Origin of the sequence: Denitratisoma oestradiolicum, from assembly GCF_902813185.1 — a bacterium.
Taxonomy (GTDB): domain Bacteria; phylum Pseudomonadota; class Gammaproteobacteria; order Burkholderiales; family Rhodocyclaceae; genus Denitratisoma; species Denitratisoma oestradiolicum.
Map to the genome: position 1 here is coordinate 1,982,571 of NZ_LR778301.1, position 24,832 is coordinate 2,007,402.

Sequence of the window (24,832 nt, forward strand, 5' to 3'; positions counted from 1 at the left end):
TAGCTCGTTGCGCTCTACCCAACCCGCGCAGCAGCGTTCCGCGGTTTCCTCCCTGGAGGTTTATTCAACGTCTGCCCGCAGGCATTCGCGCGTCTTCCAGCATCGTCACGTGGAGGGCAGACGTCGAACAAACCTAAACCGAAGTTGCCAGTGAGCTTCCTGCCAAATCAGTCCGCTGTAGGTTTTTGAACGGACATTCGACAGCGGACGCGCAGCCGAACGCATGCGCTTCCCGTGCGTTACTATTCCTCACTGTAGCCCCCAGGGGCATCAGAAACAGTGGGCCAATTCCGACAACGACAACAGCGTGCAAGCGTTGACATCCAATTATGGGCCACCCAATGGAAGGACTGTCTGTCTTGAATGGACGATACCGCATCCTGCGGATGATCCAGGCAGGCACAGGCGAAGAAATTCAGCACCTTGGTAAGCCTGGGTGCTGCCGCTTCTGCGGATGCACCGAGCCTGGACGGTTTCGGACCGTGGCGCACACATTTCCAGAGGCACTTGGTAACCGGTGGGTCGTTTCCGACGACGAGTGCGACGACTGTAATCAGCGGTTCTCTGTCTATGACGACGCCTTGGCGAGCGCGCTGCGCCCGTTCCTGACTCTCGGTGGAACTGCTGGTAAATCTGGGGTTCCCCAGACAGGGCGATCCGCAGGCAAGTCCGTAATTCGCCACGCCAGGGTTGATGGTCGAAGGCAGATTTTCATCAAATCAAACAACGTTACCCCCCAAGATCAAGTTCAATTCGCCCCGGACGGGCGGCACCTAAGAATTGCATTTCCGGTGGAAGGCATCAAGTTCCGGCCACGGCGCGCTTACAAGGCGCTTTCCAAGATCGGCTTGTCCCTTCTGCCGACCGACCTTCTATCGCAATATTCACAGCTTCTGGCCTGGCTCCAGACGCCTGACGACCAGATCGAATTCCCCGTGCTGGAAGTCGGCCTCTCCTTCGGTTCTATCGGCAACGCGCCGCCGGTTGTATGCGCGGTGTTGCTGCAGCGAGCGGAACCTGCAGACCCGATCCCACACCTATACCTGCTATTTTGTGCAGGCTCAGTCTGCGCGCAGATTGCGCTGATGTCGGACAACTTGGAGGACCATTTGCCGCCTACGGAGATGGGTAGCATCAAGGTGGATTGGTCCTTGGTTCTCGGCCCGAACCAAGAAATCCGCCTTAACTACGGCAATCCGCGGCCATTCAATTGGACCGCCCAGGAGACAAAGCCGCAGCCCGTGGAGAGCTTCGTGTTTGACTTCGATACCGTGACCACAATCGGCAAGTTCACGCCCAGATTGCGGCGTGAGATTGATGATGAACGGTGATGGATGCTGACGAAGTGGGAAGGGACTCGAACGGCCGCAAAGGTCGACCTTCTGTCGCTGGCCGAGGGGCGATGACGGGAAGATAATCGGCCATTTAGCGGCCCTTGGCTCGCCATTTAAGAAGGTGTCTCCCAAAGGCGCGGCTAATATAGGTAGCCGTAGAATTGCCGCCAAAAATCATCCAAAGAATGTTTGCCCAAAAACCCTTCAGAACGTCGATTCACGACTACGAGATCGATCAGTTGTTCCGTCGATTCCGACAAGTCATAGGGGATAGCAACTGGCGTCAGCGTGTCAAAAAGCTCGAGGAAGAGATCCGGGGAAACAAATTCCTGAGGCATCACCACCTCAGCGAAAACGAAATCGCCTACCAACTCAATTACTGTAGCGACCTGGAGCGGCAGTATGGCGCATTGCTAGTTGGCCGAATGGACCTGTCACCGGTCTATCCGGCGCTGGCGTTCGCGTCCCACTGCCTGAGCACGTTGGAGAGAATGGACGCCACCAACCGCACCCGGGCAATCGGGCGAATCCAGGGTGCTTTCCGGAATCCTGAGGACATGCGTGCCTTGCAGTTCGAGTTCACAGCGGGGCTACATTTCACCAAGCTTGGCCACCGGCTGGCGTGGCCCGAACTGGAAACCGGTGGGGATACCTACGATCTGCTGGTTGAAAATCTTGGGCCTGCGGGCTTGGAAGTCGAATGCAAGGCTATTACGGACGAAAAGGGTCGGCGCATCAGCACCCGGCACGCGCTCGAATTTTGGAATCTGATGCAGCGGGATCTCATGGCTGCAACCCGGGGGCTGTACGGTGGCCTATCGATCGTGATGACGCTGTCCGACAAACTGCCGACCAGTTACACCGAGCGCAAGGAGTTGTCCAAGCTTGTGGCCAGAACGATTTTGTCCGGTAAGAGCCACGCGTATCCACTGGTGACCATTTCCATCCACGACTTTGATGCCCAACTCCTTCAGGGCATCGACTGGAACAACGTTGGTCAGAACACGCGAGAATTGATCGAGTCGATCACCGGCACCCGCAATCGTCAGGCCATGATTACGGGGCTGAAGGGCGGCGGCGCCGTCATTTGCATCGTCCAGAGCAGGCTGGACGATTCCCTGTTCGACGCTATTCAGAAAACGGTCAAGAGAGCCGCTGCGAAGCAAATGACAGGTAGCCGCCCGGCGATGATTCTGTTGGAGTTCTGCGGCATATCGCCGGAAGGCATGGTGAACCTCGCGGAACACGACAACACCCCAGGTAATGCACCGACGTCACTCCGCCGGTGGGTCAGCGAATTCCTTTCGAATACCACTGATCGGGACCATATCGTGGGAATCGGATTCATCAGCAGAGGGGCGATGACCAAGCCCAGCGCAAACGTTGTCACAAGCACTGGCTCCGCCTACGTATTCCACAGACGGGAAAGCCCTTACTGGGACGACGCTTTCAGCGGACTATTCGACCAAGAGAACATGCCCGTTTAGGCGCAGGTTCGTTGGTCGAGGTCAAGCAGTGTCCTATCTGCTAGCAGATTCGGTCAGTGGCGACACAAGCGGCTATGTCGCCGTTAATAGTGTCCAGTCGGTTGTCATTGCCGTTAAAGGTGCAATATACTGAAAACGGTAAAGACTTGGCAGTAGTGCTGTCTACCGTTGTCTCAATTCAAGACCTTGTAAGCGGCCTGGCGTTTTCTCTCCAGTTGTTCGTTGAGTTTTCAATCAATTTCAACATGGAGGTCTTTATGGAAACTAACCTGTTCACCGTCTTCAATGCTGTGAAGTCCGAGTGCGCGTCACTATGGGGGATTAAGCGCCGGGCCGAAAGAGCAAGGGATACCTGAGAGCAGTGGGCAGTAGTCAAGAGCTGACGCGCCCCCACCAATTCCAGCCCGTTGAGCTAGCCTTCAACGGGCTTTTTCGTTGACCGTCTTTCGTATCCACGACCCCCTTCAAAATGCCGTCATGAGGGAGCCCAGTACGACGAACTGATACCTACATTGTCGGAGGCAATAGATAACGCTCCCGCGAATGGCTATTCTGGGTTGCATACCAAACATTCGTACAAAGGAAGCTCACTGGCAGCTTCGGCCGACCACCGGCCATTGTACTGGGATAGGCCGCTACCCTACTTTCGTTTGACATTATCGCCCGAGGTTCCCTCCCTCCATCGAATCTCTAAGAGGATCAATGGAACTGAGGATGGCCCTGTAATGCCGGCCGATAGACCTGCTCGAGCATTTGCTCGGCCCATTCGCTCCTGCCTGCAACGTTGGAGATGTGTGATAGGGCCTGCCCCAGTCTGTTGATGAGTGGCAGGGATCCAGTAGCCGCCGCTTCGCGCACCCATGCTTCTCGGTCGACTCCTGGAATATCTTGCACCAGAAGTTCCGTGATGGACCAGGTAACGGGCTCCGCGATTCCGTTTTTGAGACACGACATTTCCCCATGATCTATCGCATGCGTGTGAAACTGCTCCAGTTCCTTACCAGGCCTGCGTAGCACTACAGGACAGGAGCCGATCTCCAACAACAACCAAGCAGCGACATTCAACAAGTCTCCGTCCTGATTGCAGAACGCTAAGTTAAATGGCCGAAGTTGGGACAGGATTAACCAACCATCAATATTGGCGACGGCGACTAAGTCCTCTTCGTCGAGATCGACCGTGAACGGCGGCGAGAGAATGTCGCGTGAGCGCATCGTCGTAGTGCCGTTCACGTCGACTTCGAAGTCGATTAGTCCGACCGACGGAATCATCGCAACCATCTTGGATCCGGGCGCAATTGGTCGCCGTACCGGCGGCAGTTTGAGCAGTCCGTTGATTAACAGCAGGTAGTCTCCTGGGCCTAGCTGCTGGAGCGACCGATTGATTGCATACGCGCCGATTGCATCGCCCAGGGGCATACGAGCACACGATTTCACAAGCCATTTGGCTGCCTCATCCGGATTCTTCTGTACCTTCCGTTGCAGAAGCGTGGCTAGCCTTACACCGACCTCGTGACCAAACAGTGCAGGAACACGAATGACATACAGCGAATCGCCAGAGTACGCTGTAGAGGCCTGGACTAAACCTGCTCGCACTAAATCGTGACAGCCATCGCGATCGATGTTTTTTCTTGCATTTTCGCGTGTGACCGAGAAGACATACAGCGATGACAATCGGTCTCCGTGATGGCGCTTGGCCATTAGTTCATCGACGTAGATGCGTGCGAGGGTTCTGATTTCGTTCCTTACGGCGCCAAGACAGGCGAACCTCTCGTCTGCGACCGAGAACATCTCCGTACCGAGTAGAGGAGGTAGTACTGCAGCCGATCCTTCAGGAAGGCTCTCCATCTGACTCGCCACGGCGGCGCGAAGCACCCATGGTGCGCGAAGCTCCGGTGCATATTGCCCTCCGTCCACAAGACCTCCACCCAGTTGGTAGAGGCAGTCGCGAGCGGACGCGAATTCATTGTCATCGTAGTTTCCGACCTCGATCCTTGTGCTGTTGCGGCCCAGCCGAGTTGGCTCGCGGCGGTTCGGCTTTAGTGTCAGATGGTCGAAATCGTTTTCATCTACAGCGACGACCAACTGAAGATGTGCACCCATCCCTCCCGAAATCATCTCGTCCAGTTCAGCACTGAGCACCGCGCCTCCCGATGGGAGCGAGTCAATGCACAAGACAAACCTGTAATCAGGCCGGCTTGCAACCCGCCGCAGCCACATCCGTGCATCATCTTGCGTTGCAGGCCAACTGAACAGCGCAGCCAGAACGTTCGCAAGGCGCCGGAATAGCCCTTCAGCACACGAGCTAGCCTCGATGAAGAGCACGGCCCAACCATTTGCATCTGCTGTTTCTTCCAGCTCTCGCAAAACTGAACTCTTCCCACAAAGAGGCGGCCCAGAAATAATAACAACACGGGTGTCAGCGGCACGGATGGCAATTCGCGCTGCTTCGGTCGCTTTCCTCGGTACAAGGAAGTTCTCCACAAAGCGCTGGCTAGAGGTCCACGATCCCGTGAGTTCATGCAGTTCCGTCGCATTCATCGCTGCAATTGCGGCAGCTGAGAGGTCGGTGCCAAGAAGTTTGCTAATTGCGCCTGTTATGGACGACTGTGCCGCGGCCGCGGCGGTGGCAATCCGGTGAGCGAGCTCCCCAGCGTCGATAGACGCTTCCTTTAGGAGCTTCATGTCATGGGTCTGATAGATGTTGGTGTCCGAGCCGTTGGTAATCACCACGATTGGGGCTCGGGTGAGCAATGCGTACGACGCTCCTTGCGCTTCATCATCAGCCGTGAGCGGTAGTCCTTCGCGCTTCAGTTCGATCACAGCCAGCGCTTCATCGCCTTGGTATACGAGAATATCCGCGCGCCCCTCGACATAGCTTTGACTACCGGCCTCCATTTCGGTGTGCCCGACACGGACCTTGAATCGCTGTTGGATACGAAGACTTGTTGTTCCAGGAAAGACGCGCTGCAAGGTATCGGCGATCCTTGCTTCAAGCTCAGCTTCCGGCGGACTTGTGGTCGTGATCGACATTGTGAGATGTAATGGGTCAAGTCATGCACCGGTGTATTAGTCCTTGCCGGTAACATCGCGTCCGAAATAGGTGCAACATTACGCAATTGCGCAACCGCCTAGGCGCTGAAACGGCACCGGCGAACGTACGACCAATGTCGGTCAAAACCTCAAGCAACTTTAATGTCTCTTTTGCCCGAGGAGTATGCCTAGGATTCCCCTTCGCCCCTGCGCTCTTTTTACATTATCCCCCGAATGCCCGGAACTCGGCCAATCTGGCCGTTCGCGTACCCGCCTGTCGAAGTCGGCAATGTGCCGGCTACCTGCCGCTTAGCTGAATGACGTTTTGACGTTGCCTGCCTCAAAGACGGCTTGAGTATGGATGGAACCATCTTCAAACAGACCAAGCTGGCGCACATGTGCCTCAGCCTGTTCGGGATCAGCCGTAAAGAGAACAACAGCTAAGTCTTTTAGTGCCCTTGTGCAGCACACATAGAAAAGACGGCGTGTTCGATCCACCGTTGTTTCTTCGCCAGCATCGATGCGTTTTAGGTCGGTTTCAGAAGGCTTTTTGAGACCCAGGTATTTTTCATAGGAAAACTGGAAATGGGTACTCTCCGCATCGTCTAGCACGACGAGCACCCTATCAAATTCAGCCCCCTTGATGCCTTGCTGAGTCCAAAAAGGTGAGCGCTCCGAAATGTAGGTCTGGTACGCCTGAAGCTGTTTAGCAGGGCACGCTAAAAAAGCATCCATCGAGGCCATTTCCTTATCGGATTCATCGTCGTCTTCTTGGTCGTCGTCATCTTCTCCTCCTTCTGCGGGCGGGGCAGGTGGAGCTGCTTCGGGATCCAAGTAAGATGCTAGGCGGGGATCAAGGATTAGTAATCCTGCGGCATACACTTGCTTCAAAAGGTCACCAATCGTTACGTTGGAATTCCCGACGATGCCTTCTGCAATTGAGGCAACAAGTTCGCTAAGTGCTTTAAGCCGTTCTGCGACGTTCGCCCCAGCTAGAGTGTCTTTTTCAAGAAGGGGCGAATACTCCCGGATCAGCCGCATCGCTTCGAGCTGCCGCCCTTCTGTATGGGCAATCGCTATCGGAATCAGAAATTTCACACACGGTGAAATGGGCCATGCAGAACCATCCAGAAAACCGTCTTTGAATGCCGCCGGCGCTTTGGAGTTGAGCGCCGTGTAAAGCTCTCCGAACCCTAAGCGCTTCGCGGCCATCTGGTGAACAATGACAAGAAGCTTGACCTGCTCTTCGTCACTATCACCAAGTCGCCAGCGACTATCACCAGTTCGCGCCGCCATCCAGTCGCGTACTCGAACCAAGTTAGCATCTCGCGTATCGTCCGCAGGCAAGATGAAAAGGTGGGCCGAACCTTCAGGAGTTGGCCTGATGCCCTCAGGGCTTAGACGTTGGCCTGGAACCTGAACGAGGTCATCACCATCGCGTCGAATAGCGTTCGCAAGGTTCAAAACCTTAGTTGAGCACCGAAAATTCTCCGGCTTTGGAATGTCGGCCCAATTGGGTGCCGCTTCAACCAAGCCGGTCCCCGTGGCATAAATACGCTGCATCGGGTCGCCGAAGAAACCAAGGCAAAAGGTGACGCCGGGTTCGCGCTCAACGGTCTTCAATGCCTCTATAACTTCTGTGGTCGTATCCTGACTCTCGTCCACAAATACGAAAGGAAATTGGCGCGCGAGAAGGGTTCGAAAAAGAGGCCGCTCCGCGATGAGGTAGGGCACAAGCCTCAAAATGTCGTCGTGCCCTAAAATCCCTTTTACATAGTCGCTACCTGTTCCGTATCGGAAGCCTTTGACTGCGGCGATCCGCCCCGACTGCCTTTGGAGACGCTCCAGATCTCGGGTGTCTTTGTCCTTGGTGCGCTGTTGAACCCTGGGGCCATAGGTTGCCTGTTTCTGTTCAAGTGCCTCAATTTTTTCCGTGATACGCGCAGTCACCCAGACGCGAATGTCGTTCTGAAACGGCTTGGCTAGCAGCCACATGAAGCTGTGGATCGTCGAAACGTGAACCAGCGGATCACTGCCGACATCCCTCCATATCTCTCCGGCTGCTATCTCGGTGTAGGTAATGCAAGCAATGCGCTGACGAAATTTTCTCAGCTTATCGCCATGTATTCGGATGGCCGATGACAGCCCCTTAATGAGAGAAGTGGTTTTTCCGGAACCAGCACCGGCCTTCATTATGAAGCTGCGCGGTGGAACGTTCCCAAGGCAGTTTCGCAGGTCGATGTCTGCCTGGGTGTCCGGCTTATTTGCTCGGCTACTCATGCTCAGCCTCTATCACGCCAGCTTCTGCGATGGGAACGGCGTCAGGCAGTACGGTCTCAAGTTCGATCCGCACTTCATCCTTTAGCCAAACCAGTCCGTCACGGATGTATGCCGGGACATGCCACGCATCCTCATTTTCAGTGAGTACAGCGAGCGCGAACTTCGTCTTATCGAAATTTTTCCGCGAAACTTTCTGATGGAGGCCCTTGGCAAGCACGCTGGGATCGGCGGCTCCCCCCTTTACAATCAGGCCAAGAGGCTTCCTTGCTGCGGCTTGAGACCACTCTGGATTTTCGAGCCCAAAGTCCTCCTCAAGCGTGCGCCCACAAAGGTTTTCAGTGGAACCGTTCCAAGTTACGGCCCGTTCGGTCTGATAGGCGACGCGAACCTTTGCACCGTCTACAAGCTCGTGAGTTTTGTCGGCTTCCGAGGCGTTGCGCAAGTCTTCGATTGTTAGCTTGCCAGGAAGCCACTTTATAAGGGTTTGATTCGAGGTCGCAGCGCCTGGCTCATTGGGCAAACAAGCTTTACCGTACATTTTCTTGAGTGGGCCTGCCACCGGCTCGCCGACCGGATTTTGTCCGTCATCCTGAGCCTGCACAGCGATGCCTTCCTCTTCATCAGCAGGAACGTCGAACTCCTCGACTTCCTCATCATCAACTGCATCGCCGGCCTCAGGAACGACGAGGGCGACGCTATCAATATCGGTAACGATTAGTGTCGTTAGACCGAGAAACTCTATGAGCGATTGGAAACGATGACCAAAGGCCCCTCCGACCTCCAAAATACATAGACAAGCTGATCGGAGAGTTTTCGCAGCCTTCCGAATCATTACAGGTAAGAGCAATCTTTCAACATTGCCTTCAACAAGAATAGCGGCATCTGAGAAGAAGAGATCGCAGTGCGTCAGCTTCAAATATCTTTCTAGAAAATCCCGATCATCTGGCTGGGCTTGGTAGAAGGCAGATAGATTTAGAACGTCGGTCAACTGTTCATTGCCCACTTTCTTCCGGCGGAAGTACCGGATTGGCTTGAATCCTCGCTCGTAAAGAATGTGCGGCGAGTGGGTCGTTATGACCATTTGACTGCCAAAGATACTTCCGTCGTCGCCTTCTATGTTCAGAAGCTCAAGCACATTTCGGATGAATACCTGCTGGAGTTGGGCGTGCAGATGGGCCTCTGGCTCCTCCACGAAAATCAGGTGCAATGGAGGGCGATTGTCCATCGACATCCACCTCGCTTGGGCGTCCAAAATCTCCACGACCATATAGATCAAATTCTTGAACCCAAGTCCGTTGTAACTGTCAGGAAGCGTAGCAATGTCTTCGCCATCTCCGATTTGATAGTGGACTCGCGCATCCTGGCTCATAACATGGGCAGGGTCTAGCGCCGACATAATTTTCAATCGCGGGTTGTTAATACCCGGATAGCCAAGCTTGGCGAGCCGATCAAGCATCGGCTTGAATACGCCATCTAAGTGAATGTTGAGCGCTTGCTCGGAGTCGAACAACGCCTTGAGAGCTGTGTGATCGTCTTGCCTTTGATTAAGGTTGCGCTTGTAAAAGCGACTTAAACGCTTTGATAGGTCTTCCGATCTCCCGCCGGCTTCCGGATTGGGATCAGCCAGGTGTCGTTGAGCCCCCAGACTGTCGATATGGATAAGCGATTTCAGAATCGTTCCGCCGCCTGGCTCTCCACCTAGTTCTTCTGGAACATAATCCCCGATCTCACGAAAGTTTTCATCAAACTGTGTGCGATCCAGGATGAAGTAGCGCAGCTCATATTCGCTCTTGAGTTCGCGCTGAAGATAGTCCGTCATGGAGCGAGGCCAAGGAACATATTGTGACCCTGGCGTCAGTTCCGCAGCCTGCTCTGTACCCTTAGCCTTGGCGTCTTGGTAATTTTGAATGAGGTTAATCGGATTTCGTGCAGTCAGGGAAACTCGTATGCCGACCTTGGTTCCCTCCCATGCTGTACTCGGAAGCAAGGGAATTACCAGATAGAGGTCTGGCGCGGCAACCTCGAACCAGAGATCCAGCTCTATGCTTGGAAGTGAGATACCGTCGGGAACTGGTTCGTCCAGATTGATGCCACCAGCTTCATCGAAGGTTTTCCAACAAGAAGAGCTGAAATCATAAAGACTGAAACGATCCCTTCCTCCTGTGACAAACGCATGGATGGCCTGAGTTGCCGACGTTTTTCCGCTGTTATTCGATCCTACAAATATTGATATGTCGTCAGCCAACTCAATATGAGCGTCTTTCAGGCGTCGAAAATTTCTGAGACGATACGAGTGAAGATGCACGAATTCCTCCGCTGTTTTTGATGATTTCTAGGAGGCTGTATTCGCAAATTGATGACGAAGCGTTCTAAGAAGCATCACCACGCGGTAGCCGAAGGCAGCCATTCATGCAAATAATATGCGAAACACATCACTATGTCTCCGCTTATCGGACCGCGCAGCTCCAGGTTCGCTGCTCGCTCATCCCTGATGGGACTGGCTAGCGCCAGTCTTCCACGTCCCTGGCGCCTCCGGCCCTGCCTTCCGATCAGGGTCTGTACGCTTCGCTTGCCGTGCGGTCTCCCCTGGCTTCATTGCCTTCTCTCGACTATAGCCCGCAGCACTGTCCAAGAAGTCCGATGCGCTGATCGCGTAGGAACTGGCAACCCTGCGGAGTGCTGAGTCACCGCTGATAGCGGAGGCCAGTCCGCCAGGGCACCCTTAACGACAGAAGAGCGTCCCGGCGTGCCGCCGTCGGGCTCGCTGGCTATGACCTTAGCTGCCTCGATTACCTGAAGGTCCGCTGACGGCTGGACACCTGTCGCGCATCTGGCGATGGCTGTACGGCAGTTCAGGCCGAGAACCGGGCGACATTTAGTTGGCCGATTCGCAGCGGGATTGACACGTCAAGTCCGCACCGCTAGGCCAAGGCAGCGCGGGTACTGCAATTGCACAAGCACGCGCATAGTCAGGGCGCTATACCCTAGAGCCGCTTCTGCAAATTGCTAACCCACAGCCAAAGCGAATAGGAGATAGCGACAATAAGCATTGGGGCCAGCAGCGATGGCATCGGCACCGGAACCACGATCCATCCGGCCAGCCCTGCCAGCACCATCCACATCACCCGAACTCCCAGCTTGTGCCGAATCGGGCTTTGGGCAACGAAGGAATACTTCCGGATTTCCCGAACAAAATGTCCGTCCAGGTAGGCCGCCAACATGAGGGGAATCCCCGGGAGAAGCCATCCCATCAGCACCTGTAGCCGGTAGGCAATCAATCCAATCCACAGCCAGGTTGCCATGATCCGGTCCTGCGTCCAGCGGCTGAACCCCGCGTTTCCCAGCGGGCCCTGCCCTATGGCTTCCGCATCGCGGATGTACCCCCGGAAATCTCCGGCCAGCGACCTCTGTAGATCATCGAAGGTCCGGCCATAGACGGCGTTCTCGCCTCTGCCGGCCATGGCATAGACTTCGGCGCGTTCCGCGGTCCAGGCATTTCGGATGACGCCCGGCGGAATGAACACCCACACCGCCACAATCAGGATGAATGCTGAGATGGCAATGAAGGTACTCAAGCCGGTATCGGCGGTTTTGGCCATCAGCCCTCGGCCAACAGGATGGGGACACGCCCCTTGAGCGTTCGACCGCCCGACAGACGCGCAATGAAGTGGAGCGGCGGCAACTCTCCCAGCATCGCCGCAGGGAACAGTTCTGCCTCTTCCTCGAGAATCTGCTCTTGGTAGGAAGCGGTGTATTCGTCATGGATATGGGTATCGACGTTGTGCCCGTACCGCAGCATCATCGAGCGCACCTTTATCGGCGGCATGCCTTCGGCGATGTATTTCTGTGTCTCGGAATCCAGAACGCGCAGGGCAATCTTGTTGTTGGTGTTGGCGAGCACCTGTCGCGCCTTGTTCTCGTCTCCCAGTCGGCTGGCGAAATCGGCGAAGGTCTGCGTCGCAATCGTTACCCGGAACTCCGCGCCACCGCCTTTGTTCATGAGCTGTATAGCCGGTTGGTTGAGCACTTCCGCCGCCTCGTCGATGAATAGGTTCACTGGCGTCAGCGAATCGATGCCGTAGTTGTAGCGGTCGCCGGCAACGGCGGCGAGGTCGGCCAGCATGATGGAGCCGATGGCGCTGCCAACCGTGGAATCCGCCAGGGAATCGAGGCCGATATAGACGACCTTGTTGCCACGGATAATCTTCGACATGTCCGTCACCAGACGTTGATGACCCGGCTCGAAATCCGGGGACAGCAGCTCCTGTAGCGGATCGCTGGTCAGCATCGAGAGAATCGGAATCAGCGAGGCCACCATCTTCTGGAAGTGATCCCGGTTGTGTTCGTAGGTCGAGATCAGGCCATCGAGGTCGACAGACTGCGCTTCGTGGATAGCAATGTCCTGGTAGAAGGTGATGTAGGCCTCAAGCAAGCGATCCTTGTAACGTCGGATGTATGACGCAGCGCGGGTTTCCCAGTCCCTCACGTGGCTGGTGAAGTGAATCTTCAAGACTCGCAGGAGGAGGTTTTCCGGGCCGCCTTCGACGTAGCGCCGAAGCTGTACCAGGTTGGGCCGATGACCGGTGGCGATCATGCCGTTGGTGATGTCGTTGAGCACCTTCCAGCCAAAGGCCGTGAAGGGATCGGCGCCGGTCTCCGAGGGAATCAATGCCGCCACTCGACTGGCCAGTTCTGTCTTTCGGTTCCAGTTACGCAGCGGGTCGATGCACGCTGAACGATCAGGATGGGCCGGATGAAAGTACACGAACCGATCGCCTGCCCCGCAGGCTTCGCAAGCAGCACGGGCATTGCGGGCCAGTGCATGATCGCCTTTCGGGTCGATGATGATGACAGTCTCGCCCCGGAAGATCGCCTGCGCGATGAGCAGATCAAAAATCCGGGTCTTGCCGACACGGGTTGTCCCAACAATGAGGGTATGTCCGACCAGATGGGCAAGCTCGGAGTAGAGATCGCTTTCCGGCGCCAGGCCATGAATCCAGTAGGCCCCTTCGGTCTGCTGGGCAGCTTTGCCTAATGTTCGGACAACGCCTAGCGCAATCAGGGTATGGAGCTTGGTCGCCTCGATGTCGGTCCAGGGGAAACCCTTGCCAAGCCAGAAGGCGTTCTGCTGAGCGGACTCGCGCGCTTTCTTTGCCAGCGCCGCCAAATCGATGAACTCTTTGCCGAACAGTTTGAGTCGGGATGCCTCGACCAGCCTCCTGTAGGCCTGATAACCCCGCCACGCCGCGGCGACGGCACAGCCGATGGCAAGGATGGCGGCGAATTGCGAGAACAGCGGGGTGGCAACGGCGAACAGCAGGATGAGCAGCGCGCCACTTACCCAAACGAGCGCCATTCTGGCCTCGAAGTTCGGTCGCCAGGGAAGCTCGAAATCGTAGGGTGAGGCCATTGCCGATCACCGGAAATTTGCGATCAGGCCCCTGCCCCGCCGCCGCTCGCCTTCGACAACAAGTGCATTACCGCCACGCCGGACCAGATCGCCACCGGCCACTCGATCCCGGGAATCCAGATCGAGAGGACCAGCAGTGCCTGGATGCCCATCGACAAAATGCCCAGAGCGGCGGCGAGGCGACGATTGATCTGTCCATCCTTCCTCGATACGGCAAGAATCAGCCCCAGCCAGACGAGGGTAGTGACCATCGCGAGCGACCAAGACCTGCCCCGCACAAGCTGCTCGGCCAGTCCGCCCAACAGCGTTCCCGACATGGCGACCCCAACGAAGCCCATCGAGTCCGGCATTCGACGCCAGTCTCCACGGAAGCTCAAGAACTGCCAGCAATGCCACGTCACGGATGCCATCAGGCCGGGTTTTGCTACTTGTTGCATACCTTGCTCCCTACTCAAAAGACAAGAGGCGCCCCGTTTCGTGGGGCGGTCGATGCGATCTGCCGTGATGGAGGCACCAATTTCTGGGCTTGCACGACCTCGCATTGCCGGTGTTGAAGCTGGGGCACCGCCGGCTGGCCCCGCGACATCCAGATCAAGGCAATTCGCCTCATCCGTTTCCTGCTGCAATCCATCTTACGGATTTCGAAAAATATGCAACTTTCGAAATCCGTCCTGGCAGGTCGCATTTCCGAACGGGTTATCCACAGCGGCCAGCGCGGGGCCGTAGTTATCCACGTGAAAACTGTCTCATCGAGATAATTCCGCAATCGACCGCCAGCAGGGCTTCGGGCAAAACGACGAAAGTTATCCACGTGAAATCGGTCTCGCCGCCATGTGAAATCTGTCTCACAAGCATGTGACAACTGTCTCACCAACATCGCTGAACGCCTTGTGTGGCAAGGCTTGCAGGCCATCCCCAAGTAGTAGCAGGTAATCTGCATGTAGATTTACAAGTAGTACCGGAGTACCGACCTGTGGATAAACCGCCAGAAACGGAGAACCGCGAATCAGGATGGCAACGAAGAAAGCCTCGCGCCACCGGTATGGCGAAGACGCAAACGGCTGGCCACCACAAAGAGCCCGGTGTCCTGCGCAGTTACGTTGGCCTCCGGATAGAACAGCAGAGCTTCCTTGAGTCGCTGTAGGAATCGCTTCTTGAAGTCGAGCAACCCTCGCGGCGTATTGCCGTAGTCGGCGCCGAACTGAAGCTTCAATGACTGCCAGGGGATGAGAACGCTGGAGCGATTGGTGACACGCAGGAGAAATATCCGGTAGACCAGCCAAGAATAAACATCCATCGCAAAGGGTGACTTGGAGAGCGCGTGCAAGACGCGCATGTCGATTGGCACAGGCGACTCTGTTACGTTCCGAAAGAATTCGCTCGATAGCTTGAGCGTGCTTTCCCAAAGCATCCGGTCATCGGGGCGGTGAGGATCCCAGAGCACAAATGCCTCGTCGGCAATGGGCATGTTCTTCAGTCCAAAGCGTCCATGGCTTTGGTAGGTGATGGACAACATCGACGAGAAAAGCTTGAGCGATTGCGCGCGCAGCCGCTGGCAATCCCGTCCGTCCGTTCGCATCCCGAGTTTGCGCAGGAAGTCGTTCTGGCTTTTGCCGAGACCCAGCATAGGTGACTTGGTCTTCACGGCCTCCGTACATATCCACGCCAGGAGAAGGCGCGGGACGGTGCCGAATGGGAGACCGATACGCGGGTTGGCGATGATGGACAACGACACGGAACCACTCGTTCGTTCGAAGAACGGCACGCCGGGATCGCTATGGGGCAAGGTCGTTTGAACCAGAGCCTGCCCCATGAAGGCGAGCGACCGGACGTCGACTTCGACGTCGTTGATTTCCGAAGCCAGGGCAATCAGCTTGCCGGCCCGAGAGGCGCCGGTCACTGATCGCCCCCGATAGCAATGCAGGGGCAGCGCGCGCACGACCGAAGGTGAATGAGGACGGCTGCAAGGTGGGCGCGCATGCCCAAGGTTTTAGCGTCGGAAGTTCGTTCCGAACTGGTGAAATGCGCACTTTCCGGCTGTGTTTCGGTTACCTTGTCGGCGATGATGGCCTTGCACGAAATATCGTATATATTCCGGCCTTCGGATTCATTTCCATGCCGTAATCATCGTCGATACCCATGAGTCTCCTGTATCGCACTTCTGCCCAGAAGGCCCAACCCCCCGCGCCAGGAACGCGCGTCCTGATCCGAGACGAAGAATGGCTGGTGCGCAATGCCGACCAATGCGCGTCGGGCGGCTATCAGGTCAGTTGTGTTGGTGTGTCCGAGACCGTACGCAATCGGGAAGCCGTCTTCCTGTCCGCCTTGGATGAGGTCGAAGTCATTGATCCACGCGAAACCGAGCTGATCGACGACGCGTCTCCGGGCTTCACGGCCTCCCTGCTGTATCTCGAAGCGCGCCTGCGCCAGACCGTGCCCACCGGCGATGCGCTGGCGCTGGGGCATATGGGCGTCATGGATGCGCTACCGTTCCAGCTTGAGCCAACGCACCGCGTACTCAAGCAACTGCGGCCGCGCATCCTGATTGCCGACACGGTGGGCCTGGGCAAGACCCTGGAGGCAGGCATCCTCACAGCAGAACTGATGCGGCGCGGCAAGGGCCGGCGCATTCTCGTCGTCACCACGCGCGCCATGATGCGGCAGTTCCAGCAGGAATTCTGGAGCCGCTTTTCGATAGCGCTCACGCGGCTTGACTCGGCGGGGGTCCAACGCATCCGTCGACGGATTCCCGCCAACCACAATCCTTTCCAGTACCTCGACCGCTCCATCATCTCGGTCGATACGCTCAAGCGCGATGGCGAGTACCGGCACCACCTGGAAAAAGCCTGGTGGGACATCATCATCATCGACGAAGCACACAACGTCAGCTACAAGGGCAATCGCACCCAGAGTAATCGCCTGGCCGACTTGCTGGCGCGCCGTTCCGATGCACTGATCCTGCTGACCGCAACTCCGCACAACGGCAAGAAGGAAAGCTTCGCCAGCCTCGTGCGCATGCTCGATCCGACCGTGCTGCCGCCCAAGGCCGACTACACCAAAGCCGATGTCGAGCACCTGTTCGTCCGCCGCTTCAAGCGCGATGTGCGCGAGCAGATTCGCCAGGAGTTTCCCGAGCGGGAAGTCTTCAAGTTTTCCGCAGTCGCTACGCCAGCCGAAAACGCCGCCTTTGACGCCTTGGCAGCGCTCAAGCTGAAGTCCGACGAGGGCACGCGCGAAGGCGTCATGCTGTTCCGCACCACGCTCGAAAAAGCCTTGTTCTCGTCGCCAGCGGCCTGCCTGCAAACCCTCGACGAACGCCTGCGGCGTACGCGCGCCAAGGATGCCGCCCATCCCGATATCGGGCCGCTGCAAGCCTTGCGTGAGGCAGTCGCGGCGGTCGGACCCGAGTCATTTTCCAAATTCAAAGAACTTGTAAGCCGCCTGCGTGGCGAAGGCAAGCACGGTGACGACAAGAAGCGCTGGCACTGGAACGGCAAGGTTGCCGACGATCGTCTCGTCGTCTTCACCGAACGGATCGAGACCCTCAATTTCCTGCGCGAGCATCTTTCACGTGCACTTGGCCTGCCCGACAGTGCCGTCGCAATCCTGCACGGGCAACTGCCGGATGATGACATGCAGAAGATCGTCGAAGACTTCGGCAAAACGCTTTCGCCGCTGCGCCTGCTCATCGCATCGGACGTTGCTTCCGAGGGTCTGAACCTGCATTACTGCGCCCATAGGCTGGTGCACTTCGATATTCCCTGGTCGCTGATGGTCTTCCAGCAACGCAACGGCCGGGTCGATCGATACGGGCAGGGGCAGACACCCCTGCTCGCCTACTGCATGACCGATCCGTCCCACGAGAAGATTCGTGGCGACGTGCGCAACATCGAGATACTCATCGACAAGGATGCCGAGGCGGCACGGAACATCGGCGACCCGTCAAGTTTCATGGGGCTCTACGACGAAGAACTCGAAGTGGCCAAGGTTGCTCACGCCATCGAATCCGGTTTGAGCACTGAAGCCTTCGCCGCCGAGTTGTTCAGTGCAGACTCCGAGCTTGATGGCTTTGCCATGCTCGACGATTTCTTCGAAAGCGCGCCGGTGCTCAGGGATTCGGCAATGGAGCACACGCCGGCATATGCCGGCACGCCGATCAGCGTTCCGCCATCGCTCTTTGCCGACCATTTCGCCTACGCCAGGAATGGACTCGACTGGTTGCACACGCTCAACCCGCGCGAGAACCCTTCGCCGCGTTGCGACGACGGCAAGTCGTCGCTGGCCTTTCAGCCCAATGCCGATCTGGGGCAGTTGCTCGAACGGGAACTGGCGCCGGAGATGTGGCCGCGCGACAACGTGTTCGCGCTTTCCGCCGACATTGACGAAGTGAGCAACGCCATTCGCCATGCCCGTGATACACAGGAGTGGCCGGGCATCCAATATCTCTGGCCACTCCACCCGATATTGCAATGGCTGGATTACAAGATGCTGGCGATATTCGGCCGGCAGAAAGCGCCTGTCGTGCGCGTGCCGCGCGGCCTTGCCGCCGGTGAGGCGCTCGTCCTGCTGACCGGGCAAATTCCCAACCGTCGCGGTCAATCCGTGCTGGCCGAGTGGATGGGAGTGCGCCTGACTGTCGCCGATAGCCTTGCCGTGGGCACGCATTCCCTGCCCGAGGTCATGGCACTGACGGGGCTTCGTTCCGGCGAACTCATCAACGACGGCGCGCCGCTGGCTGCATCCAGCCTCGAACGCTTGCTTGCACCGGCACTCGACGAAGCGGCGCGGGTGGTGAGGAACAGGAAGCGCGAGTTCGATGCCTGTTACGGACAAAGCCTGAAGAAGGAACTTGATCACCTGCAGGAACTGCGCAGCCGCCATGCAGCGCAGTTGGAAATCGATTTCGCCCAGACGCCCGATGCCCTGGCCCAAAGTCGCAAAAAGAAGCGCGAGGCCGATACCGACGACCTTTTCGCCCAATACCAGCAATGGGCGCGGCAGACACTGGAACTCGACGACCGGGCGCAATTCACCGTTGTCGCCGTGCTGGTGCCGGGAAGCGCAGCATGAGTTTCACCGCCGCCGGGCTGGAAAACGTCAACGAGTTCTACAGCCAGCACTACCTCGATGAAATCGTCGAGCGCGACCTCAAGGATCTGTTCGAACGATGGAAGCAGGAAGGCGCGACCAGCCCGCCGTCGCGGCTGCGTGCATCCATCAACGGCTATTACCGCCAGCACGACAAGTTCCTGCGCGAAAAGACATTGCCCGCACGCCGCGCGCTGCTCGCCGACCTGACCGAGCCGATTCTCGGCGCGCTCGGCTACACCCTGCAACAGGAATCGCTGGCCCTCGACGACCTGGCGCTGTCGGCGCTGGCCGTTTATCGCAATGCCAAGGGCACACCGACACTGGTCGTGTTGCCCGCTGTTGCCTCGCATGGCGATGACGACCTCGCCACGCTCGACCTCTCTCCACGTCAGCCGGACGAGCCGGAACAGGGTGAGGCCAAGGCTGGCGAGACCTGGGAGGAGGCACTGACCAAGGCGGTCTTTGCCGACAGCGCCCCGCCGCGCTGGGTGCTGCTGGTATCCCACGACGAATGGCTGCTCATCGACCGCGACAAATGGGGCCGCAAAGCCTTCCTGCGCTTCAAGCTGTCAGAGCTTTTCGCGCTGCGCGACGACAAACTGCTGCGCGCCTTCGCCGCGCTGGCCGGGATCGGCTCGGTGCTGCCGGCCGAAGGCATCGCGCTGCTCGACACCCTGACCGACAGTTCGCATCGCCATGCCTTCGAGGTCTCGGGCGACCTCAAGTACGCGCTACGCGAGGCCATCGAGCTTATCGCCAACGAGGCCATTCGCCACAAGCGCGAAGTCGCCAAGGAAAAGGTCTTCGACCGCAACGACATCGACCTTGCCCGCGAACTGTCACGCGAATGTCTGCGCTACATGTACCGGCTGCTCTTTGTTTTCTATCTCGAAGCGCGACCCGAACTGGGCTACGCGCCGGTGGAAGCCGAAGCCTATCTCAAGGGCTACAGCCTCGAACATCTGCGCGATCTCGAACAGTTGCCGCTGACGACGGACGAGTCGCTGAACGGCAATTACATCCACGAAACCCTGAAGCTGCTGTTCAAGCTGATCTGGGAGGGCTTCCCAGTCGCGGGCGCCGATGGTCAACATGACATGCTGCCAACCCTGGGCGACAACACCGGCTTCATCCTGCCGCCCTTGCAGGGGCACCTTTTCGATCCCGATGCGACACCCATCCTCAATTCGGTGCGGCTGCGCAACCGCGTCCTGCAGCGAGTCATTCGGCTGATGTCGCTGTCACGCGAGGGCTCGAAGCGGCGCGGTCGCATCAGCTACGGCACGCTCGGCATCAACCAGCTTGGTTCGGTGTATGAAGCGCTGCTCTCCTTCCGTGGTTTCTTCGCCGAGGAAGAACTCTACGAGGTGCGCCCCGATCCGAACCGCAAGAAGGAAGATGCCGGCGAGGAAGGCGACTCCGGCGAAGCGGATGACGATCGTCCCGACACCGATGGCGACGACCTGTTCGGCGATAGCGAACCGGTACGCGCGGAAAAGCCCAAGAAGGAAGATTTCGATCCGCTCGCCCCGGCCTGGTTCGTCCCGGCGCGCGACATCGGCCAATTCAAGCCCGTCGAAACCCTGTTCGGCGGCGAGGCGCGCAAGTACGCCAAGGGCACCTTTATCTATCGCCTTGCCGGCCGCGAGCGCGAGAAAAGCGCCTCGTACTACACGCCCGAAGTTCTGACACGCTGTCTGGTCGAGCATGCAGTGGCCCCGCTGCTCGAAACTTGCGCCAGCGCCGACGATATCCTGCGCCTGACGGTCTGCGAACCCGCGATGGGCAGTGCGGCCTTCCTCAACGAGGCCATCGACCAGTTGGCCGAAGCCTACTTGCTGAGAAAGGAAAAGGAAGTCGGCGAGACCATCGACCACGACCGGCGCGCCGAGGAGAAGCAGCGCGTCAAGATGTACCTCGCCGACAACAACGTCTTCGGCGTCGACCTCAACCCGGTAGCAGTGGAACTCGCCGAAGTTTCGCTGTGGCTCAATGCCATCTTCAAGGGCGCGCATGTGCCCTGGTTCGGCCTGCAACTCTTCAATGGCAACTCACTGGTTGGCTGCCGGCGCGATGTCTTTACCACCGCGCAGCTTTCGCCGGGGCGTGGCGAAGGCGGACAGGCGGAGCGCGACTGGCGCGTCGCCGTGCCGCGCCGTGTCGCCAGCGCCGACTTTCGCCAACAGGGCGACATCTGGCATTTCCTGCTGCCGGCCGACGGCATGGTCAGCGTCACCGACAAAGTCGTCAAGACCCTCGAACCGGTGCGCACGGATGCGATCAAGGTCTGGCGCAAGGCATTTCTGAAGCCGCTGGAAGCCAACGAAATCGCTCGCGTCGAGAAACTTGCGGAAGGGGTTGAAGCGCTGTGGCGGCAACATGCCGAAGAAGTCGCCCGCGTGCGCCGCGCTACGGCAGACGAATTGCATGTCTGGCCCGACCCGGCGCCGAATCGTGCGCCGACGACCACCAAGCAGAAGGACGCCATCTACGCCCGCGAGATGCTTTCCGAACGGGTGCGCAATGCCTCGCCCTACCGACGTCTCAAGCTGGTCATGGACTACTGGTGCGCCCTCTGGTTCTGGCCGGTGACGGGGGCGGAAGACCTGCCAACACGCGAGGAATGGTGGTTCGATCTGGAGACCCTCATCCTCGGCAATGCAACCCTGGCGCCGGTGGCGGCCACCGACTTCTTTCCCGAAACCATGCCACAGCAGAACATCGACTTCACCGTAGAGCGCGACCGCTACGGCCACGTCAATCTCGACGTCCTGCTGGAAAACAACCCGCGCCTGAAGCGCGCCGCCGTCATCGCCGGGACGCAGCGCTTCTTCCACTGGGAACTGGAGTTCGCCGACCTGTTCAAGGCGCGCGGCGGTTTCGATCTGATTCTCGGCAACCCGCCCTGGATCAAGGTGGAGTGGAACGAGAAGGCGATGCTTGCGGAATACTCGCCGCTGTTTGCGCTGCGGAAGTTGTCTGCTAAGGAAGCGGCCGACCGGCGCGAGGCGGTGTTTGATGCTGCACCGAATGCGCGGGAAGACTACATCGAGGAATGCGCCGGGCAGGAGGGTATGCAGGCGTTCATGAACGCGACGCAGAATTTTCCTGTGCTAGTCGGGCAAAAATCCAACCTTTACAAGTGCTTCTTACCAGTGGCTTGGCGTTTAGGTCATCCTGGTCATGGTATTCAGGGAATGCTCCATCCAGAAGGTGTCTTCGACGATCCTGATGGTGGTGTTATGCGAGCGCCGACTCTTGCGCGGCTGCGGGCGCACTACCAGTTCATCAACGAATTGCAGCTTTTCCCCGAGGTGGATCACCACACCAAGTTCAGCATCAACGTTTATGGCCCACCGCAGAAGCCACATTTCTTGCACATCGCCAACCTGTTTGATCCGGCGACCATCCGCGCCTGCATCGAACACCCCGGCGGCGGCGCAACACCCGGCATAAAGAGCGAAGCTGGGCGCTGGCAAACGGCGGGGCACAAGAACCGGATCATCGAGGTTGATACAGCTACATTGGCTATCTTCGCCAAGCTCTACGATGAGCCAGGCACACCGCCGGAGCAGGCACGGCTACCCGCGGTACATTCGAGCGAACTTGCTGCTGTCTTGTTAACACTGGCTACCTACCCAAGACGCCTTGGTGCGCTCACGGATCAGGACGTGCTTTTTAACGCCACGCATTGGAACGAAAAAAATGCACAGACAGATGGCACCATTCGACGGGATACGGGCTTTGTAACAGGCCCAGCAGAATTTGTGCTTTCGGGCCCGCATTTTTTCGTAGGCAACCCGTTAAATAAGACTCCAAGAGCAACATGCACAACAAATAGTCACTATGACGTTATCGATTTAACAAGCGCGCCTGATTCGTACCTGCCTCGAGTTAACTATCGACCGGCATGCGACTTGGCAACTTACTCTTCAAGAGTGCCAAGAGTAAGTTGGAAAGAGGAAGGAAGAAGGCAGCCAATGGCTCAGTATTATCGAGTCGCAAATCGCCGAATGTTTAGCGCGACTGCTGAGCGCTCTGTAATCACAACAATTATTCCGAAGGGCTTCAACCACATCAACACAATTGTTTCAGCCGTATTTCGGGAAAATTCAGTGCTGCTCGATATGGCGGCGCTCACTGCATCTTTGCCGATTGACTTTTTCATTCGTACAACCGGAAAAACTGATCTGTGGGAGTCAACGCTACGTGCTCTGCCTCTGTTCTCGGGCAGACAACTTCATTTGCGCATTCTCGCCCTCAACTGCCTCACCACCCACTACGCCGACCTCTGGCGCGAGTGCTGGCAAGACGACTTCCGCCGCGACCGCTTCGCCAGCACCGACCCGCGCCTGCCCGCCGATTTCTTCAGCAAGCTCACCCCGGAATGGACGCGCCACTGCGCCCTGCGCAGCGACTACGCCCGCCGCCAGGCGCTGGTGGAAATCGACGTGCTCGCCTCGCTGGCCCTCGGCCTGACGCTCGACGAACTGCTGACCATCTACCGCGTGCAGTTCCCGGTGATGCGCCAGTACGAAGCCGACACCTGGTACGACACCAATGGCCGCATCGTCTTCACCGCCAGCAAGGGCCTGGTCGGCGTCGGCCTGCCGCGCAAGGCCGGTAAGCGCGATATGCCCTGCGAGATCATCTTCCCGGACGGCCAGACCCAATCCCGCCCCCTGGGCTGGGAGGACGCACGGAAACTGCCGGATGGCAGCCGCATTCGCCGTCCCGTCAGCACCGACTTTTTGCCCGGCGGCCCGGTGCAGCGCATTGTCGAATACCTTGCCCCCTTCACCCTTGCCAATCGGGAAGCGGACTACCGCACGGCCTGGCCGGTGTTCGAAAGCCGGTCAGGCAGCCCCGCGCCTTTGGCCGGGGTTACTGAAACAGTGGCCTGAATTCGGCAGATTCTCAGCCTAGATCGGCGGCGCGCCGAGGCGCTTTTTAGTGCTTTATATTGACAAGTATAAATTAGTACGAGAATATAATTACAGATAAATTCCGGTCGAGGTTGCCATGACGCAGGAGCAAAGCCGCTTTTCGTTTCACCGCCAAGCCTTGGCGGAAGATCTGTGCAGCAGCCTGGAAGGCAAGGGTCTGGTCGATAACTCGTCCGGCCTGTTCCTGGCGGCCCCCCGCCGTACCGGCAAGAGCACCTTTCTGCGCGAAGACCTGGTGCCCGAGGCCACGCGCCGCAACTGGTCGTGCATTTATGTCGACCTGTGGTCCGACCGATCGCGCGACCCGGCGTTGCTGCTTGCCGAGGCGATCAAGAGCGCTATCGCCGAACACTTGGGCGCCATCGCAAAAATGGCCAAGTCGACCGGGCTCGACAAGCTCAACATCATGGGTGCCCTCAGCTTCGATTTGTCCAAGGTAGGCCAGGCCGGCGGCATCACCCTGGCGGACGCCCTGGCGCATCTTGCCGACAAGGCGGGCCAACCTGTCTTGCTGATCGTCGATGAGGCGCAGCATGCGCTGACCAGCGACGAAGGCGTCAATGCCATGTTCGCGCTGAAGGCAGCACGCGACAGCCTCAACCAGGGCAAGGCCGGGACACGCCTGTTTCTGGTCTTCACCGGCTCGCACCGCGACAAGCTGGCGCACCTGGTTCTGAAGAAAGACCAGCCGTTTTTCGGCTCGCAGGTCACCCCCTTCCCGCTGCTCAAGCAGGACTTCACGGATGCCTATACCGACTGGGTGAATGCTCGGCTTGCTGCCGGCAATCAGTTCGGCAAGCAGGACATGTACGAAGCCTTCCAATGGGTTGGCCATCGGCCCGAATTGCTGAAAACGATGATTGGCGAAATCGCGCTGGATCTGGGGACCGCCGGCAATCTGGGGCAAATGCTCAAGCAGGGCGCCGAAGGCATACGCAACCGGATCTGGGACAGCATGGAAAGCGAAGTTGCCGGCCTGACCGAATTGCAGCAGGCGGTGCTTGAGGTCATGGTGAAGAAGGGCAAGGACTTTTCTCCCTTCACCGAGGATTCGCTGAAAGCCTACCGCGAGATCCTAGGCCAGGAGGCGCTTGCCGCGCACACGGTGCAGGCGGCGCTGGACGGCTTGCGCGAGAAGAACCTGATCTGGCGCTCCGCACGTGGCGCCTACGCCCTGGAAGACGAAAGCCTGGCGCAGTGGTTCAGCCAGATACGCGGGAATCGGTGATGTCCGAAATCACCACGCTTGCAGTC

13 protein-coding genes are annotated in these 24,832 nt (G+C 57.9%); 6 read left to right on the plus strand and 7 right to left on the minus strand.

What is annotated here, in order from left to right; translation table 11 throughout:
• The first annotated feature begins 386 nt into the window (after positions 1–386).
• From DENOEST_RS09210 to DENOEST_RS09220, 3 genes are all read left to right on the plus strand, one after another.
• Positions 387–1,331 (plus strand): HNH endonuclease, encoded by a 945-nt coding sequence (locus DENOEST_RS09210; RefSeq protein ID WP_408640034.1) that lies wholly within the window; start codon positions 387–389, stop codon positions 1,329–1,331.
• A gap of 188 nt (positions 1,332–1,519) precedes the next feature.
• Complete coding sequence (locus DENOEST_RS09215) at positions 1,520–2,821, plus strand: hypothetical protein (protein ID WP_145769105.1); 1,302 nt, start codon at positions 1,520–1,522, stop codon at positions 2,819–2,821.
• A 56-nt stretch (positions 2,822–2,877) separates the two neighbouring features.
• A complete protein-coding gene (locus DENOEST_RS09220; RefSeq protein WP_145769106.1) occupies positions 2,878–3,177 on the plus strand; it encodes a hypothetical protein in 300 nt (99 codons plus the stop codon).
• A 343-nt stretch (positions 3,178–3,520) separates the two neighbouring features.
• Here the strand turns inward: DENOEST_RS09220 and DENOEST_RS09225 are convergent, their stop codons facing one another.
• The 7 genes from DENOEST_RS09225 to DENOEST_RS09255 form a co-directional block, all read right to left on the minus strand.
• Positions 3,521–5,851, minus strand: coding sequence for a type I restriction enzyme HsdR N-terminal domain-containing protein (locus tag DENOEST_RS09225; protein WP_145769107.1), 2,331 nt, complete (start codon positions 5,849–5,851; stop codon positions 3,521–3,523).
• 309 nt (positions 5,852–6,160) lie between these two features.
• Positions 6,161–8,131: a UvrD-helicase domain-containing protein gene (locus DENOEST_RS09230; RefSeq protein ID WP_145769108.1), complete on the minus strand. Its 1,971-nt coding sequence runs from the start codon at positions 8,129–8,131 to the stop codon at positions 6,161–6,163.
• Positions 8,124–10,436, minus strand: a complete 2,313-nt coding sequence (locus tag DENOEST_RS09235; RefSeq protein WP_145769109.1) for an ATP-dependent nuclease — start codon at positions 10,434–10,436, stop codon at positions 8,124–8,126. The genes DENOEST_RS09230 and DENOEST_RS09235 overlap by 8 nt, the downstream gene beginning before the upstream one ends.
• Before the next feature lie 679 nt (positions 10,437–11,115).
• A complete protein-coding gene (locus tag DENOEST_RS09240) occupies positions 11,116–11,730 on the minus strand; it encodes a DUF4400 domain-containing protein (protein ID WP_145769110.1) in 615 nt (204 codons plus the stop codon).
• On the minus strand, positions 11,730–13,541 hold the full coding sequence (gene traD, locus DENOEST_RS09245) for a conjugative transfer system coupling protein TraD (RefSeq protein WP_145769111.1): 1,812 nt from the start codon (positions 13,539–13,541) through the stop codon (positions 11,730–11,732). Before traD ends, DENOEST_RS09240 begins: the two co-directional genes overlap by 1 nt.
• Positions 13,542–13,564: 23 nt before the next feature.
• A complete protein-coding gene (locus DENOEST_RS09250; protein ID WP_145769112.1) occupies positions 13,565–13,978 on the minus strand; it encodes a hypothetical protein in 414 nt (137 codons plus the stop codon).
• Between the two features lie 569 nt (positions 13,979–14,547).
• Complete coding sequence (locus DENOEST_RS09255) at positions 14,548–15,441, minus strand: replication protein RepA (RefSeq protein WP_145769113.1); 894 nt, start codon at positions 15,439–15,441, stop codon at positions 14,548–14,550.
• 239 nt (positions 15,442–15,680) lie between these two features.
• On the opposite strand from DENOEST_RS09255, the gene DENOEST_RS09260 reads away from it, so the two are divergent.
• The 3 genes from DENOEST_RS09260 (at position 15,681) to DENOEST_RS09270 (ending at position 24,806) form a co-directional block, all read left to right on the plus strand.
• Complete coding sequence (locus tag DENOEST_RS09260) at positions 15,681–18,611, plus strand: DEAD/DEAH box helicase (protein WP_145769114.1); 2,931 nt, start codon at positions 15,681–15,683, stop codon at positions 18,609–18,611.
• Positions 18,608–23,536: an Eco57I restriction-modification methylase domain-containing protein gene (locus DENOEST_RS09265; RefSeq protein WP_145769115.1), complete on the plus strand. Its 4,929-nt coding sequence runs from the start codon at positions 18,608–18,610 to the stop codon at positions 23,534–23,536. The genes DENOEST_RS09260 and DENOEST_RS09265 overlap by 4 nt, the downstream gene beginning before the upstream one ends.
• A 118-nt stretch (positions 23,537–23,654) precedes the next feature.
• The gene (locus DENOEST_RS09270; RefSeq protein ID WP_145769116.1) at positions 23,655–24,806 is read left to right on the plus strand and encodes an AAA family ATPase; all 1,152 of its coding nucleotides are present in this window, start codon (positions 23,655–23,657) and stop codon (positions 24,804–24,806) included.
• Positions 24,807–24,832: the final 26 nt, after the last annotated feature.

Bases quoted from the DNA above. Each gene is read 5' to 3' on its own strand.
- DENOEST_RS09210 (WP_408640034.1), top strand. From the start codon at position 387: ATGATCCAGGCAGGCACAGGCGAAGAAATTCAGCACCTTGGTAAGCCT.
- DENOEST_RS09215 (WP_145769105.1), top strand. From the start codon at position 1,520: ATGTTTGCCCAAAAACCCTTCAGAACGTCGATTCACGACTACGAGATC.
- DENOEST_RS09225 (WP_145769107.1), bottom strand. From the start codon at position 5,851: ATGTCGATCACGACCACAAGTCCGCCGGAAGCTGAGCTTGAAGCAAGG.
- DENOEST_RS09230 (WP_145769108.1), bottom strand. From the start codon at position 8,131: ATGAGTAGCCGAGCAAATAAGCCGGACACCCAGGCAGACATCGACCTG.
- DENOEST_RS09240 (WP_145769110.1), bottom strand. From the start codon at position 11,730: ATGGCCAAAACCGCCGATACCGGCTTGAGTACCTTCATTGCCATCTCA.
- traD (WP_145769111.1), bottom strand. From the start codon at position 13,541: ATGGCCTCACCCTACGATTTCGAGCTTCCCTGGCGACCGAACTTCGAG.
- DENOEST_RS09250 (WP_145769112.1), bottom strand. From the start codon at position 13,978: ATGCAACAAGTAGCAAAACCCGGCCTGATGGCATCCGTGACGTGGCAT.
- DENOEST_RS09260 (WP_145769114.1), top strand. From the start codon at position 15,681: ATGAGTCTCCTGTATCGCACTTCTGCCCAGAAGGCCCAACCCCCCGCG.
- DENOEST_RS09265 (WP_145769115.1), top strand. From the start codon at position 18,608: ATGAGTTTCACCGCCGCCGGGCTGGAAAACGTCAACGAGTTCTACAGC.
- DENOEST_RS09270 (WP_145769116.1), top strand. From the start codon at position 23,655: ATGACGCAGGAGCAAAGCCGCTTTTCGTTTCACCGCCAAGCCTTGGCG.